Genomic DNA, 16,397 nt, shown 5'->3' on the forward strand with positions numbered 1-16,397 from the left:
CGCCGCTCTTAGTGCATCATCATGTTGTAGTTCAGGTTCCACATAATCCAGATGGAGCCGACAACCACGATCGCAATGATGATTACGGTGAAGATAAATGCGGTCAGGTTCCAACCTTCATCGGACTTGCTGTTCATATGCAGGAAGTACACGAGGTGTACCACGATCTGCACCACAGCGGTCACCAGAATGGTGCCAAGGATAACCGCATGCGAGGCGGAGCCACTCATCACCATGGCGAACGGAATGACCGTCAGGATGATGGACAGGATAAATCCTGTCATGTAGCTCTTCACGCTGCCGTGAGAAGCGCCGCTATGATCGGTAGAATGACTCATTACATCGCCCCCATCAGATAGACAACCGAGAACACGCAGATCCACACGACGTCCAGGAAGTGCCAGAACAGGCTCAGGCACAGGATACGCGTGCGGTTAGTGCTGGTCAGGCCACGACGTGAAACCTGGAACATCAGCACCGCCATCCAGATAAGACCGGAGGTCACGTGCAGACCGTGGGTGCCGACCAGCGCGAAGAACGCGGACAGGAAGCCACTACGATCCGGACCAAAGCCTTCCATGATCAGGTGATGGAATTCATAGATTTCCATCCCGATAAATCCGGCGCCAAACAACCAGGTCAACGCCAGCCAGGAAACCACCTGGCTTTTGTTGTTTTTGTACATGGCGATAGCCGCCATGCCGTAGGTGATGGAGCTGAACAGCAGCAGTGCGGTTTCAACCAGAACGAACGGCAGTTCGAAAATATCTTTGCCCGTCGGTCCGCCGGCCGTGCCGTTCACCAGAACGGCATAGGTAGCAAACAGCGTAGCGAAGATAATGCAGTCGCTCATCAGGTAGATCCAGAAACCGAATACCTTCATCGGTCCTGTATCATGGTGCCCGTGTTCATGCGCGTGGGCAGTATGCGCAAGAGTATCAGTTGCCATTTTTCAGCCCTGCTTTGTTAATCTCATCGAAATGCTGTTTTTCCAGTTTTTCGACTTCTGCAACCGGTACGTAGTAATCCACGTCCTCGTCAAAGCTCTTAATAATCCAGGTCGCTACGATGCCGATGAAGCTGGCGATCGCCATCCACCAGATATGCCAGATCATGGCGAAACCAAATACCGTAGCGAAGGCGGCAATCACGATGCCGGCGCCGCTGTTTTTCGGCATATGAATTTCTTCATAGTGAGCAGGCTGTTTGTACGCTTCACCTTTCTCTTTCATTTCCCAGAAGGCATCACGTTCGTGAACCTGAGGAACGATAGCGAAGTTGTAGAACGGCGGTGGAGAAGAGGTTGCCCACTCCAGCGTACGGCCACCCCACGGGTCACCGGTCAGGTCGCGGTTCTGATCGCGGTCGCGAATAGACACGTAGAACTGAATCAGCTGGCACAGAATACCGCAGGCGATCAGCGCCGCACCGCAAGCTGCAATAACCAGCATCGGGTGGAACTGCGGATCGATCTGCTGGCTCAGACGACGGGTCATACCCATGAAGCCCAGCACGTACAGCGGCATAAACGCCACGAAGAAGCCGATGATCCAGAACCAGAAAGCGCGTTTGCCCCAGGTTTCGTTCAGGGTGAAGCCAAAGGCTTTCGGCCACCAGTAGGTCAGACCTGCGAAGCAACCGAACACTACGCCGCCGATGATAACGTTATGGAAGTGCGCAATCAGGAACAGGCTGTTGTGCAGAACGAAGTCCGCGCCCGGTACCGCCAGCAGCACGCCGGTCATCCCACCTACGGAGAAGGTCACGATAAAGCCGATAGTCCACATCATCGCCGAGTTGAAGACGATGCGACCCTGATACATGGTGAACAGCCAGTTGAAGATCTTAACCCCGGTCGGGATCGCGATAATCATGGTAGTAATACCGAAGAAGGCGTTTACGTTCGCGCCAGCACCCATGGTGAAGAAGTGGTGCAGCCAAACGATGAACGACAGAACGGTAATACAGACGGTTGCCCATACCAGAGAGGTGTAACCGAACAGACGCTTACGCGAGAAGGTCGCGGCGATTTCGGAGAAGACCCCGAACACCGGCAGAACCAGGATGTACACTTCCGGGTGACCCCAGGCCCAAATCAGGTTGATGTACATCATCATGTTGCCACCCATATCGTTGGTAAAGAAATGGGTGCCCAGGTAACGATCCAGGGTCAGCAGCGCGATGGTGACGGTCAGAATTGGGAACGAGGCGATAATCAGGATGTTAGCGCACAGAGATGCCCAGGAGAATACCGGCATCTTGAACATGGTCATGCCCGGGGCGCGCATCTTGATAATGGTCACGAAGAAGTTAATACCGGTCAGGGTAGTACCGATACCGGAGAGCTGCAGCGCCCAAATCCAGTAATCAACCCCTACGCCAGGACTGTACTCAATTCCCGACAGCGGCGGATAGGCCAGCCAACCGGTCTGCGCGAACTCACCAACGCCCAGAGACAGGTTAACCAGAATCACGCCCACAACGGTGAACCAGAAGCTCAGGTTGTTGAGGAACGGGAAGGCTACGTCGCGCGCGCCGAGCTGAAGCGGAACCACCAGGTTCATCAGACCGATAACAAACGGCATCGCCACGAAGAAGATCATGATAACGCCGTGGGCGGTAAAGATCTGATCGTAGTGATGAGGCGGCAGGAAGCCGGCTTCCCCGGCCGAAGCCAGCACCTGCTGGCTACGCATCATGATGGCGTCAGCAAAGCCACGCAGCAGCATGACGATTGCCACGATAACGTACATGATACCGAGACGTTTGTGGTCGACAGAAGTCAGCCACTCGTTCCATAGGTAGGACCACTTACCGAAGTAAGTGATGGCTGCCAGAAGCGCCAGTCCCCCAATGATAATCGCAGCCACCGTTACCACGATAATAGGTTCGTGGTAGGGCACTGCATCCAGTGTAAGTTTTCCGAACATCGTTTTCTTCCTCGGCCCCTTAGTGAGCGGTTTCCGCGTGGCTCATGTCCATGCCTTCCATCCCGTCGTGAGCAGCGTGCTCGCCTTCAGGTTTAGACATGTTCATGCTCTCGTGAGACATGAATTTGTTCACAACATCTTTGAACAGATCCGGTTTCACGTTAGAGAAATATTCCACTTTGTTGTATTCGCTAGGCACAGCCACTTTCTCGAACGCGGCCATGGAGTCCATGGAGTTCGGAGACTGTTTCGCTTTTGCAACCCACTGATCGAAAGTCGCCCGATCCGGGGTGGCAATCGCTTTGAACTTCATACCTGAGAAGCCCGGGCCACTGTAGCTAGCGGAGATACCGTCATAAGTACCAGCTTCGTCAGCAATGAGGTGCAGCTGAGTCTGCATACCGGCCATTGCATAAATCTGGCTACCTAAGCGCGGAATAAAGAACGAGTTCATCACCGAGTTAGAGGTCACTTTGAAGTGTACCGGTACGTTCGCCGGGAAGGCGATTTCGTTAACGGTAGCAATACCCTGTTCCGGATAGATAAAGAACCATTTCCAGTCCATCGATACGACTTCGATGGTGATTGGCTTCTCGTCATGGACAAGCGGTTTGCTTGGCTCCAGTGCGTGAGTGGTTTTCCAGGTCAGAACGGCCAGGAACAGGATGATCAGAATAGGTACCGTCCAGACCACAGCTTCCACTTTGTTGGAGTGTGACCAGTTCGGGCTATACTTCGCATCTTTATTGCTCGCGCGATACTTCCAGGCAAATCCTACTGCCATCAAGACGGCGGGAATAACGACAATCATCATCAGGCCGAAGGCCGTCAGAATCAAAGAGCGTTGCTCCAGTCCAATCTGTCCTTTTGGGTCAAGGAGTGCAGAATCACAACCACTGAGTAATACAGTACCTGCGATTAATGACATCCATCCCAAACTTTTATTGTATTTCCTGAGTCTCATTGAACGACCTCAATTCCACGGGATCTGGTGGCGTTTAAAGTGTATGGGCATTTTACGGTAAGGTTGCATTACTGTAAACATGATTGGATCTCTGTCAGTTCTGTGTTAGCGGCTTCTGCTTGGTTTGTCACATATGTAACGTAGTGTTACTTAATCGCTTGCAAAGCCTGATTTTCGCGGGATTGATAACGAAAGGGATAAGAAAAGGAGTGCTTAGCGGCTAATGGGCATAACCACCCACAAATTAGAACAATTGTTTAACATTTAATTATCAAATAAAAGACATTGTGAAAACGAAAAATAAAATCCCCGGAGCTGAATCGGTTAAATTATTTAAAGAGTCGAACGAAAACTGTCAATAATTTCCAGAAATCAAAAACGCACAAAACAACAAATAGCGCGGCGGACAATATAAAAGCGTTAATAAGCCGTTATAATTACGTTTCGTAATTACAACGGCTAATAATGATGCTGGATCCTTAAATCAGGCGGGTTTTACGCAGCGCCAGATAGTCAAGCAGGCCGCCGAACAAAATCCCGCCGACGGCGGTGAGCGCGGCAACCTCCAGCAGGCCGGACAGGAAGGAGAACGACGTATAATCCAGCGCGTTGAGGATCAGCAGCGCCAGCCACACCGCGAGCAGCAGGCAGCCCAGTGTCAGGATCCCCAGCGCCAGCGCATAGGCCTGCGGGAACTCGCTACGCGGCATAAAGCTTGCGGTGCGTTGGGTATGCTCAAGCGTTTGCCGGCACAGCAGCAATAGGGCAATCCCCGGCACCGCCGCAACGACAGAGAAGAGATAGAAGCTCGACCAGCCGTGAGCCTCGACAAACCAGCCGGCAATCGGCCCAACGTATACGCGACCGACCGCAGAGAGCGCCGAGAGCAGCGCGAACTGGGTGGCGGAGAACGACTTATTACATAGCGTCATCAGCAGCGCGACAAATGCCGCCGTCCCCATTCCCCCGCACAGGTTTTCAAAGAATACCGCGGTCGCCATGGAATAGAGGTGCTTATCGGTAATCGACAGCAGCCAGTAGCCGGCGTTAGAGACCCCCTGCAGCAAACCGAAAATGAGCAGTGCCCGAAACAGCGTCAGCCGCTGCATCAGGACGCCGCCGTACAGGGCGCCGAGAATGGTGGCGAACAGGCCTAAGGTTTTGTTCACCATTCCCACTTCGCCAGCGTCAAATCCCACGCCGCGGATCAGGAAGGTGGTGGTCAGGCTCATGGCAAACGCATCGCCAAGCTTATAAAGGACGATGAGCAGCAGAATCAGCCAGGCGTTGTTGCGGCCGAAAAAATCGCGCAGCGGTTCGGCTACCGCCTGCTCGAGCGATCTGGGAACCGGGATAACGTCGCTCGGTTCGGGCGCCAGCAGCGTGGCGATAATGCAGGGCACCAGCAGCGCCGCCATCAGCCAGTACATCCCCTGCCAGCCGAGATAGCGGTCGGCAAGCCACAGGGCCAGTCCACCGGAGACCAGCATCCCCAGGCGATAGCCCAGCACGCTGATCGCGGCGCCGGCGCCACGCTCTTCTGCTGGCAACACGTCGGTTTTCCAGGCGTCGAACACAATATCCTGCGACGCCGAGCAGAAGGCGATCACCACCGCCAGCGCCGCCATCCAGCGTAATTGGGTGACCGGCTCAAGAAAGCCCATCGCCGCGATCGCCAGCAGGAGTAATACCTGGGTGGTCAACAGCCAACCGCGACGACGCCCAAGAAACGGCGGCGTATAGCGGTCCATCAGCGGGGACCAGAGGAATTTAAAGACATAGGCCTGGCCGACGAGCGAGAAAAAACCGATCGTTTTCAGATCGATATTTTCCACCGTCATCCAGGCCTGCAGGGTACCGGAGGTGAGAGCCAGCGGCAGACCGGAGGCGAAACCAAGGATCAGCAAAATGGCTGATTTCGGCTGCTGAAAAATGCGTAAGTAATGACTGGACATAGCATAAAGCACGAACCCGGCGGAGGCCGGGTTCGCGATAGCATTAACGCGCGTTTTGCTTGATGAAATCGTGGATGCTGGTGTCCTGCGCCATATCGGCGATGGTATCGGTCAGGACGCTGTTGACGGCATCAGCGATGTTTTTGTTCGAGGCCTGGAAGGCGCCTTCAACGGAGTAGCTGGCGCGGTAGTTTTTGGTCATTTTCGTGCCGTTTGCCGCGGTGGCGATGATGGCGATATCGGCTTTGGTGGCGATGTTATAGCGCACGTTACCCTGAGAGACGTCAGCATAGAGTTTGTTGACGATGATCTGCAGATCGACCGCGCCGTTCGGGCCAATCATGTAGCCGCGAGACGTCATCTGTTTCTCCAGCACTTCCTGCAGCAGGAAGCGCAGATCGCGGGAGGCGGTGAGAGTGACCAGCTGATTGTCACGCGTCACTTTCGCCAGCGCCTGGTCCGGACGCTGATCGGCGCCGTTGATGCTGACGGTCACGCCCATCAGGCTTGGATCCTGCTGCGGCAGCGTGATTTTCGGCGATACTTCAATGGTGGTCGGCGGCGTGGCGCATCCTGCCAGCATAAACATGGCGACCAACGGGAAAAGAATCTTCTTAAGCATGTTCAGGTCTCAACGCATGGTGTTGTTATAAGGAAAATTACCGCCATCATAGCATTGCCAACGGCAAGGGGAAGTGGCAACGCGTGTAAATCCATCGTGCTGGCGGTTTTCTGAGCGTCCCGCCACGGTTAATGGCTCGTTCCCCGACGGATTTGGCGACCAGAGCCAGTAAACGTGATACTTTTGAATGAAAATATCAGAACAATGCTAATTTTTTGTTGTTTTCTCCTAATGGAAGCGGTAAAAGCGGCTAACATTTAAATGGAGTGGCGGCATCTCAGCGTTGTCGGAGGAGAAAATTCATGATGATACGTGAACAGATCGAAGCAAAACTTAGAGCAGCGTTCGACCCGATGTATCTCGAAGTCGTGGATGAAAGTTATCGTCACAACGTCCCTGCGGGCTCTGAAAGTCATTTTAAAGTGGTGTTAGTGAGCGATCGCTTCACTGGCGAGCGTTTCCTCAATCGCCACCGTATGATCTACGGCACGCTAACCGAGGAGCTGTCGAATACGGTGCATGCCCTGGCGCTGCACACCTATACGATTAAAGAATGGGAAGCATTACAGGATACGGTATTTGCTTCGCCGCCGTGCCGCGGCGCAGGGAGTATCGCTTAGAAATCCCATTTGCAACCGCTGGCGCTTTTCCAGTATGTTGCTTGCAGATTTAGCAAAAACGGCCTACGGGCCGTTTTGTTTTGCCTGGAAAATGCGCAAAGTCAGCGCTTTTGCGGGCAAATTTGAGCGGGAAATGTGAAAAATGCCGCAGCATCAGGCGACAACCGTTCTCGACTCACAAAAGTGATGCCGCTATAATGCCGCGTCTTATATATGAATGTCTTCGGGATGATTCTGACGACAGGGAATGTGTTTCTGATTTGAAGAGGGCATCCCGGTTCTGCGAAGCCACCTACACGCGCTTCCAGAGTTGACCGAGCACTGTGATTTTTTTGAGGTAACAAGATGCAAGTTTCAGTTGAAACCACTCAGGGCCTTGGGCGCCGTGTAACGATTACTATCGCCGCTGACAGCATCGAGAATGCTGTCAAAAGCGAGCTGGTCAACGTAGCGAAAAAAGTTCGCATTGACGGCTTCCGTAAAGGCAAAGTGCCGATGAATATTGTTGCTCAGCGCTATGGCGCTTCCGTTCGCCAGGACGTGCTGGGCGACCTGATGAGCCGTCATTTCGTTGACGCGATCATCAAAGAAAAAATCAATCCGGCCGGCGCGCCGAACTACGTTCCGGGCGAATACAAACTGGGCGAAGACTTCACCTACGCGGTAGAGTTCGAAGTGTATCCGGAAGTTGAACTGCAGGGTCTGGACGCGATCGAAGTTGAAAAACCGGTTGTTGAAGTCACCGACGCTGACGTTGATACCATGCTGGAAACTCTGCGCAAGCAGCAGGCGACCTGGAAAGAAAAAGAAGGCGCGGTTGACGCTGAAGATCGCGTAACCATCGACTTCACCGGTTCTGTTGACGGCGAAGAGTTCGAAGGCGGCAAAGCCTCTGACTTCGTACTGGCGATGGGCCAGGGTCGCATGATCCCGGGCTTCGAAGACGGTATCAAAGGCCACAAAGCGGGTGAAGAGTTCACCATCGACGTGACCTTCCCGGAAGAGTACCACGCAGAAAACCTGAAAGGTAAAGCGGCTAAGTTCGTTATCAACCTGAAGAAAGTCGAAGAGCGTGAACTGCCTGAGCTGACCGAAGAGTTCATCAAACGTTTCGGCGTGGAAGATGGTTCCGTCGCTGGCCTGCGCGCTGAAGTGCGTAAAAATATGGAACGCGAGCTGAAAGGCGCTGTGCGTAACCGCGTGAAGTCTCAGGCTATCGAAGGTCTGGTTAAAGCCAACGAGATCGACGTTCCGGCTGCCCTGATCGACAGCGAAATCGACGTGCTGCGTCGTCAGGCTGCTCAGCGTTTCGGCGGCAACGAGAAACAGGCTCTGGAACTGCCGCGCGAGCTGTTCGAAGAGCAGGCTAAACGTCGCGTCGTTGTTGGTCTGCTGCTGGGCGAAGTGATCCGCACCAACGAGCTGAAAGCTGACGAAGAGCGCGTAAAAGCCCTGATCGAAGAGATGGCTTCTGCGTACGAAGATCCGTCTGAAGTCGTTGAGTTCTACAGCAAGAACAAAGAGCTGATGGACAATATGCGCAACGTGGCGCTGGAAGAGCAGGCTGTTGAAGCCGTGCTGGCGAAAGCCAAAGTGTCTGAAAAAGCCACTTCCTTCAACGAACTGATGAACCAGCAGGCGTAATTTCGCCGCTATCGTTTAAGGTTCGAGCAAAAACCCGTTGCCGAAAGGCGGCGGGTTTTTTTTTAAGATAATGATAGCCACAGGCACGGTGCGAAAACGCATTAACCATGATAGCGTTACAGCAAAAGCTTGTTATGCTTGAAATATGGCAACACCATCCCCATTACCGGGGGAGGCAACTGCATCCGCAATCGCACGCGTATTGAAGAGGCGGTGACGCATTCAGCGGATAGAAACTGTGGCTGATAATCCGTCCGTAAGGTTACAATCAGTGCAGCAGGTATTTTAAAATTACTCCAGGAGACGGAAATGTCATACAGTGGCGAACGAGACAACTTTGCACCCCATATGGCCCTGGTGCCGATGGTCATTGAACAGACCTCACGCGGTGAACGTTCTTTTGATATCTACTCCCGTCTGCTTAAGGAACGCGTCATTTTTCTGACCGGCCAGGTCGAAGACCACATGGCAAACCTGATCGTGGCGCAGATGCTGTTTCTGGAAGCGGAAAACCCGGAAAAAGACATTTACCTGTACATTAACTCTCCGGGCGGGGTAATCACCGCCGGGATGTCGATTTATGACACCATGCAGTTCATCAAGCCGGATGTCAGCACCATCTGTATGGGGCAGGCCGCTTCTATGGGCGCGTTCCTGCTGACCGCCGGGGCGAAAGGCAAGCGCTTCTGCCTGCCGAACTCCCGCGTGATGATCCACCAGCCGCTGGGCGGCTATCAGGGACAGGCGACGGATATTGAGATCCACGCCCGTGAAATCCTGAAGGTGAAAGGACGCATGAATGAGCTGATGGCGCATCATACCGGCCAGTCTCTTGAGCAGATTGAGCGTGACACCGAGCGTGACCGCTTCCTGTCTGCTGCGGAAGCCGTGGAGTACGGGCTGGTCGACTCTATTTTGACCCATCGTAATTGATGCCCAAGGCGCAAGGGTGCCGCTTTACGCTTCATCCTTCTCGCTACGTCTGTGCGAGCGGTTGGCTTTTATTCGGCCGCTTGTCTGGCAGGCTTGCGGCCGGTGGCTTCGCTACCGGCTCGATGTAGCGCGAAGGATTTTGTGTATATACTAATGAAGGGCGGCACAACGCTATATGGCGGCTTGCGCCTGAGAATGGCATTTGCGTCGTCGTGTGCGGCACAAAGAACTTAAAAAGAGGTTTGGACTCATGACAGATAAACGCAAAGATGGATCGGGCAAATTGTTGTATTGCTCTTTTTGCGGCAAAAGCCAGCATGAAGTGCGTAAGCTGATCGCCGGGCCATCCGTGTATATCTGCGACGAATGCGTTGATTTATGTAACGACATCATTCGCGAAGAGATTAAAGAAGTGGCGCCGCACCGCGAGCGCAGCGCGCTGCCGACGCCGCACGAGATTCGCCACCACCTTGATGACTACGTCATCGGTCAGGAACAGGCGAAGAAGGTGTTGGCGGTCGCGGTATACAACCACTACAAGCGTCTGCGCAATGGCGATACCAGCAATGGCGTAGAGCTGGGTAAAAGCAACATCCTGCTGATCGGGCCGACCGGTTCCGGTAAAACGCTGCTGGCGGAAACGCTGGCGCGCCTGCTGGATGTGCCGTTTACCATGGCGGACGCCACTACCCTGACCGAAGCCGGTTATGTGGGTGAGGACGTCGAAAATATCATTCAGAAACTGCTGCAGAAGTGCGATTACGACGTGCAGAAAGCGCAGCGCGGCATCGTTTATATCGACGAAATCGACAAAATTTCGCGTAAATCCGATAACCCGTCGATTACGCGCGACGTCTCAGGCGAAGGCGTGCAGCAGGCGCTGCTGAAGCTTATCGAAGGGACCGTTGCCGCCGTTCCGCCGCAGGGCGGGCGTAAACATCCGCAGCAGGAGTTCCTGCAGGTTGATACCTCCAAGATCCTGTTTATCTGCGGCGGCGCGTTCGCTGGCCTGGACAAAGTGATTTCCCACCGTGTGGAAACCGGCTCCGGCATTGGTTTTGGCGCGACGGTAAAAGCGAAGTCCGACAAAGCGAGCGAAGGGGAACTGCTGGCTCAGGTCGAGCCGGAAGATCTGATCAAGTTTGGTCTGATCCCGGAGTTCATCGGCCGTCTGCCGGTAGTGGCGACCCTGAACGAGCTGAGCGAAGAAGCCCTGATCCAGATCCTGAAAGAGCCGAAAAACGCCCTGACCAAGCAGTATCAGGCGCTGTTTAGCCTTGAAGGCGCAGAGCTCGAATTCCGCGACGAAGCGCTGGACGCTATCGCCAAGAAAGCGATGGCGCGTAAAACCGGCGCCCGTGGCCTGCGCTCAATTGTGGAAGCGGCGCTGCTGGATACCATGTATGACCTGCCTTCGATGGAAGATGTCGAAAAAGTGGTCATTGATGAGTCGGTTATCGCCGGTCAGAGCAAACCGCTGCTGATCTACGGCAAACCGGAAGCTCAGCAGGCATCTGGTGAATAATTAACCATTTCACTCAAGCAGTTAACAAAAAGGGGGGATTTTATCTCCCCTTTTATTTTTCCTGCATTCCCGCCGTTGAATGTGTGGAATACATCCCCATATACTGGATTACATATTAACGACGATGCAGTGGAGTGTGGCGTCGTCGGCTACCTGGCGGACTTTAAACTAAGAGAGAGCTCTATGAATCCTGAGCGTTCTGAACGCATTGAAATCCCCGTATTGCCATTGCGCGATGTGGTGGTTTATCCGCACATGGTCATACCCCTGTTCGTAGGGCGGGAAAAATCTATCCGTTGCCTCGAAGCGGCCATGGACCATGATAAAAAAATCATGCTGGTTGCGCAGAAAGAAGCGTCGACGGATGAGCCGGGTGTAAACGATCTTTTCACCGTTGGAACCGTGGCGTCTATTTTGCAGATGCTGAAGCTGCCGGACGGCACCGTGAAGGTGCTGGTCGAAGGGCTGCAGCGTGCTCGCATTTCTGCGCTGTCTGATAATGGCGAGCATTTCTCGGCGAAAGCGGAGTATCTCGACTCGCCGGCGATTGACGAACGCGAGCAGGAAGTGCTGGTTCGCACCGCTATCAGCCAGTTTGAAGGCTATATCAAGCTGAACAAGAAGATCCCACCGGAAGTGCTGACGTCGCTGAACAGCATCGACGATCCGGCGCGCCTGGCGGATACCATCGCGGCGCACATGCCGCTGAAGCTGGCTGACAAGCAGTCTGTGCTTGAGATGTCCGACGTTAACGAACGTCTGGAATATCTGATGGCGATGATGGAATCGGAAATCGATCTGCTGCAGGTTGAGAAGCGCATTCGCAACCGCGTCAAAAAGCAGATGGAGAAATCTCAGCGCGAGTACTATCTGAACGAGCAAATGAAAGCGATTCAGAAAGAACTCGGCGAGATGGACGACGCCCCGGACGAAAACGAAGCGCTGAAGCGTAAGATCGACGCGGCGAAAATGCCGAAAGAGGCGAAAGAAAAAACCGAAGCGGAACTGCAGAAGCTGAAGATGATGTCGCCGATGTCAGCGGAAGCGACAGTCGTGCGTGGCTACATCGACTGGATGGTGCAGGTGCCGTGGAATGCGCGCAGTAAGGTCAAAAAAGACCTGCGTCAGGCCCAGGAGATCCTCGATACCGATCACTATGGCCTGGAGCGCGTGAAGGATCGCATCCTTGAATATCTCGCGGTGCAGAGCCGGGTGAACAAAATCAAGGGGCCAATCCTTTGTCTGGTGGGACCGCCGGGGGTAGGTAAAACCTCGCTGGGTCAATCCATCGCCAAAGCGACCGGACGGAAATACGTTCGTATGGCGCTTGGCGGCGTGCGCGATGAAGCGGAAATCCGCGGTCATCGTCGGACCTACATTGGCTCGATGCCGGGCAAACTGATCCAGAAAATGGCGAAAGTGGGGGTCAAAAACCCGCTGTTCCTGTTGGACGAGATCGACAAAATGTCTTCCGACATGCGCGGCGACCCGGCTTCCGCGTTGCTTGAGGTGCTGGATCCGGAACAGAACGTGGCCTTTAACGACCACTACCTGGAAGTGGATTACGATCTCAGCGACGTGATGTTCGTGGCGACTTCCAACTCCATGAACATTCCGGCGCCGCTGTTGGACCGTATGGAAGTGATTCGTCTCTCCGGCTATACCGAAGATGAAAAACTGAACATCGCCAAACGTCATCTGCTGCCGAAGCAGATCGAACGTAACGCGCTGAAGAAAGGCGAGCTGACCGTTGACGATAGCGCCATTATCGGCATTATTCGTTACTACACGCGGGAAGCGGGGGTACGTAGCCTGGAGCGTGAAATCTCCAAGCTGTGCCGCAAGGCCGTTAAGCAACTGCTGCTGGATAAATCGCTGAAACACATCGAAATTAACGGTGAGAATCTGCATGATTATCTCGGCGTACAGCGCTTCGACTATGGCCGCGCCGATAGTGAGAACCGCGTCGGTCAGGTGACCGGTCTGGCGTGGACGGAAGTGGGCGGCGATCTGCTGACCATCGAAACCGCCTGCGTGCCGGGCAAAGGCAAGCTGACCTACACCGGCTCGCTTGGCGAGGTGATGCAGGAGTCGATTCAGGCTGCGCTGACGGTGGTACGTTCGCGGGCTGACAAGCTGGGCATTAACGCCGACTTCTACGAGAAGCGTGACATTCACGTGCACGTGCCGGAAGGGGCGACGCCTAAGGATGGTCCGAGCGCGGGTATTGCCATGTGCACGGCGCTGGTCTCCTGCCTGACCGGCAACCCGGTACGCGCTGATGTGGCGATGACCGGTGAAATCACTCTGCGTGGTCAGGTGCTGCCGATCGGCGGTCTGAAGGAAAAACTGCTGGCGGCGCATCGCGGCGGCATTAAGACTGTTCTGATTCCTGATGAGAACAAACGCGACCTTGAAGAAATTCCGGATAACGTTATCGCCGATTTGGATATCCATCCGGTGAAACGAATCGAGGAAGTTCTGACACTTGCGCTGCAGAACGAACCGTTCGGCATGCAGGTTGTGACCGCGAAATAGTGATTCTGCGCAAATTGCGCTAATAAAAATAGGGCTGGTAAGTCATTTCGGACTTGCCAGCCTTTTTTTGTGTAGCTAACTTAGATCGCTGGCAGGGGGGTCATCGACAACTGCTGTTGTAAGGGCATGACAGTCCTGATATAACTGCTGCGCGGTCGCACTATGAAGGACTCAGGTGCGATATAAATTATAAAGAGAGGAAGAGAACAGTGAATAAATCTCAACTGATTGACAAAATTGCTGCGGGTGCGGACATTTCTAAAGCTGCAGCTGGACGTGCGTTAGATGCTTTAATCGCTTCTGTTACTGAATCTCTGCAGGCTGGGGATGACGTTGCGCTGGTAGGTTTTGGTACCTTTGCTGTTAAAGAACGTGCCGCCCGTACTGGTCGCAACCCGCAAACAGGTAAAGAAATTACTATCGCTGCCGCAAAAGTGCCGGGCTTCCGTGCTGGTAAAGCGCTGAAAGACGCGGTGAACTGATCGGCTTTCCCGTCAGGGAATGTGACGAAGTACAAGGGCGCATCGTGAGATGTGCCTTTTTTATTGCCTTTTCAGACCACTTTATGTGTGTTTATCGCCACTTGTGGGCTGACAATCACCCTGTTTTCTTGTCAAAATACGTCCTCACGCGCGGCGGCCATCACGTGCTATGCTGCGCGAGCTAAAGTCATCTACAGCGGAGCGTTGTTACACCATGATGGACAACCTACGCACGGCCGCCAACAGCGTCGTGCTCAAGATTATTTTCGGTATCATTATCGTCTCGTTCATTTTGACCGGGGTGAGTGGTTACCTGATTGGCGGTGGCAAAAACTATGCCGCAAAAGTGAATGGCCAGGAGATTGGCCGTGGGCAGTTTGAAAACGCCGTCGCCAGCGAACGTAACCGTATGCAGCAGCAGCTTGGCGATCAATTCTCCGAGCTGGCGGCGAACGAAAACTACATGAAAACCATGCGCCAGCAGGTGCTGAACCGCCTGATCGATGAGTCGCTTCTGGATCAGTATGCCCGCGAGCTGGGCCTCAGCATCAGCGATGAGCAGGTGAAGCAGGCGATCTTCCAGACCCAGGCGTTCCAGACGAACGGTAAGTTCGACAACCAGCGTTTCAGCGGTATTGTCGCCCAGATGGGGATGACCACCGATCAGTACGCCCAGGCGCTGCGTAACCAGCTGACCACGCAGCAGCTGATTAACGCCATTGCGGGTACCGACTTCATGCTGCCGGGCGAGTCCGATCAGCTGGCGGCGCTGGTATCTCAACAGCGGGTGGTCCGCGAAGCGACCATCAACGTAAATGCCCTGGCGGCAAAACAGACCGCCAGCGATGAGGAAATCAACGTCTTCTGGCAGCAGAATCAGGCCCGTTTTATGGCGCCGGAGCAGTTCCGCGTCAGCTACATCAAAATGGATGCCGCCAGCATGCAGGAGAGCGCCTCTGACGACGAGATTCAGTCATGGTACGACCAGCACAAGGATCAGTTCACTCAGCCGCAGCGCAGCCGCTACAGCGTGATTCAGACCAAAACTGAAGCCGATGCGAAAGCGGTACTGGCCGAGCTGCAAAAAGGAGCGGACTTCGCCACGCTGGCGAAAGAAAAATCGACCGATATTATCTCTGCCCGCAACGGTGGCGATATGGGGTGGATGGAAGATGCCTCTACCGTGCCTGAGCTGAAAGATGCCGGGCTGAAAGAGAAAGGCCAGCTGTCTGGCGTGATCAAATCCTCGGTTGGCTTCCTGGTAGCTCGTCTGGACGACGTCCAGCCGGCGCAGGTGAAGCCGCTGGCTGACGTGCGTAATGACATTGCGGCGAAAGTGAAGCAGGAAAAAGCGTTGGATGCTTACTACGCGCTGCAGCAGAAGGTGAGCGATGCGGCCAGCAACGATAATGAATCGCTGGCGAGCGCAGCGCAGGTCGCCGGGCTGAAGGTCGTAGAAACCGGCTGGTTTGGCCGCGATAACCTGCCGGAGGAGCTGAACTTTAAACCGGTCGCTGACGCTATTTTCAACGGCGGTCTGGTGGGTGAGAACGGCGCGCCGGGCAGCAACTCCGATATCATTACCGTTGACGGCGATCGCGCTTTTGTTCTGCGCATTAGCGAACACAAAGCCGAGGCGGTGAAGCCGCTTGCCGAAGTGAAGGCACAGGTTAGCGATATCGTTAAGCACAATAAAGCGGAACAGCAGGCGAAACTGGAGGCCGACAAGCTGCTGGCGGCGCTGAAAGACGGCAAAGGCGATGAAGCGATGAAGGCGGCTGGCCTGAGCTTTGGCGCGCCGCAGACGCTTTCTCGTACCGGCCAGGATCCGCTGAGCCAGCTGGCATTTACCCTGCCGCTGCCGCAGCAGGGTAAACCGGTCTACGGCGTGGGCAGCAATATGCAAGGCGATGTGGTGCTGGTAGCGCTGGATGAGGTGAAAGCCGGCAGCATGCCGGAAGAGCAGAAGAAGGCCATGGTTCAGGGGATCACCCAGAACAATGCCCAAATCGCTTTCGAAGCGCTGATGAGCAACCTGCGCAAGGCGGCGAAAATTAAGCTCGGCGACAGCATCGACCAGCAGCAGTAATTTCGCGTCGTCTCGCAAAAATGAGCAACACGATGTAATCCTCAAGGGGGCCCCCCGTTCGCGCCCCCCCTTCTTTTTTTTTTTTTTTTTTTTTT

13 protein-coding genes are annotated in these 16,397 nt (G+C 54.3%); 7 read left to right on the plus strand and 6 right to left on the minus strand.

The window, feature by feature from the left end; genetic code table 11:
- Window positions 1-8: 8 nt before the first annotated feature.
- The 6 genes from HMPREF9538_RS05965 to HMPREF9538_RS05940 all read right to left on the minus strand — a co-directional run bounded on the left by HMPREF9538_RS05965 (window position 9) and on the right by HMPREF9538_RS05940 (window position 6,471).
- Entirely contained in the window at window positions 9-338 is a 330-nt protein-coding gene (locus tag HMPREF9538_RS05965; RefSeq protein WP_002891634.1) for a cytochrome o ubiquinol oxidase subunit IV, read from the minus strand.
- Window positions 338-949, minus strand: a complete 612-nt coding sequence (locus HMPREF9538_RS05960; protein WP_002891635.1) for a cytochrome o ubiquinol oxidase subunit III — start codon at window positions 947-949, stop codon at window positions 338-340. Before HMPREF9538_RS05960 ends, HMPREF9538_RS05965 begins: the two co-directional genes overlap by 1 nt.
- The gene (gene cyoB, locus HMPREF9538_RS05955; RefSeq protein WP_002891638.1) at window positions 939-2,930 is read right to left on the minus strand and encodes a cytochrome o ubiquinol oxidase subunit I; all 1,992 of its coding nucleotides are present in this window, start codon (window positions 2,928-2,930) and stop codon (window positions 939-941) included. The genes HMPREF9538_RS05960 and cyoB overlap by 11 nt, the downstream gene beginning before the upstream one ends.
- A gap of 19 nt (window positions 2,931-2,949) precedes the next feature.
- Complete coding sequence (gene cyoA, locus HMPREF9538_RS05950) at window positions 2,950-3,894, minus strand: cytochrome o ubiquinol oxidase subunit II (RefSeq protein WP_002891641.1); 945 nt, start codon at window positions 3,892-3,894, stop codon at window positions 2,950-2,952.
- A 479-nt stretch (window positions 3,895-4,373) separates the two neighbouring features.
- Complete coding sequence (gene ampG, locus HMPREF9538_RS05945; protein ID WP_009485953.1) at window positions 4,374-5,849, minus strand: muropeptide MFS transporter AmpG; 1,476 nt, start codon at window positions 5,847-5,849, stop codon at window positions 4,374-4,376.
- Between the two features lie 43 nt (window positions 5,850-5,892).
- Complete coding sequence (locus HMPREF9538_RS05940) at window positions 5,893-6,471, minus strand: lipoprotein (protein WP_002891647.1); 579 nt, start codon at window positions 6,469-6,471, stop codon at window positions 5,893-5,895.
- A 302-nt stretch (window positions 6,472-6,773) separates the two neighbouring features.
- Between HMPREF9538_RS05940 and bolA the strand changes: the two genes are divergently transcribed.
- From bolA to ppiD, 7 genes are all read left to right on the plus strand, one after another.
- Entirely contained in the window at window positions 6,774-7,091 is a 318-nt protein-coding gene (gene bolA, locus HMPREF9538_RS05935) for a transcriptional regulator BolA (RefSeq protein WP_002891649.1), read from the plus strand.
- A 345-nt stretch (window positions 7,092-7,436) separates the two neighbouring features.
- A complete protein-coding gene (gene tig / locus HMPREF9538_RS05930; RefSeq protein ID WP_004147333.1) occupies window positions 7,437-8,735 on the plus strand; it encodes a trigger factor in 1,299 nt (432 codons plus the stop codon).
- A gap of 309 nt (window positions 8,736-9,044) precedes the next feature.
- Window positions 9,045-9,668 (plus strand): ATP-dependent Clp endopeptidase proteolytic subunit ClpP, encoded by a 624-nt coding sequence (gene clpP, locus HMPREF9538_RS05925; protein ID WP_002891804.1) that lies wholly within the window; start codon window positions 9,045-9,047, stop codon window positions 9,666-9,668.
- Window positions 9,669-9,918: 250 nt separating this feature from the next.
- The gene (clpX, locus tag HMPREF9538_RS05920; protein ID WP_002891807.1) at window positions 9,919-11,193 is read left to right on the plus strand and encodes an ATP-dependent protease ATP-binding subunit ClpX; all 1,275 of its coding nucleotides are present in this window, start codon (window positions 9,919-9,921) and stop codon (window positions 11,191-11,193) included.
- Window positions 11,194-11,376: 183 nt separating this feature from the next.
- Complete coding sequence (lon, locus tag HMPREF9538_RS05915; RefSeq protein ID WP_004151336.1) at window positions 11,377-13,731, plus strand: endopeptidase La; 2,355 nt, start codon at window positions 11,377-11,379, stop codon at window positions 13,729-13,731.
- A gap of 209 nt (window positions 13,732-13,940) precedes the next feature.
- The gene (gene hupB / locus HMPREF9538_RS05910) at window positions 13,941-14,213 is read left to right on the plus strand and encodes a nucleoid-associated protein HU-beta (RefSeq protein ID WP_002444653.1); all 273 of its coding nucleotides are present in this window, start codon (window positions 13,941-13,943) and stop codon (window positions 14,211-14,213) included.
- Between the two features lie 214 nt (window positions 14,214-14,427).
- Window positions 14,428-16,302, plus strand: a complete 1,875-nt coding sequence (gene ppiD / locus HMPREF9538_RS05905) for a peptidylprolyl isomerase (RefSeq protein WP_020316524.1) — start codon at window positions 14,428-14,430, stop codon at window positions 16,300-16,302.
- Window positions 16,303-16,397 lie beyond the last annotated feature (95 nt).

The sequence above is a fragment of the Klebsiella sp. MS 92-3 genome, from assembly GCF_000195655.1.
GTDB lineage: Bacteria > Pseudomonadota > Gammaproteobacteria > Enterobacterales > Enterobacteriaceae > Klebsiella > Klebsiella pneumoniae.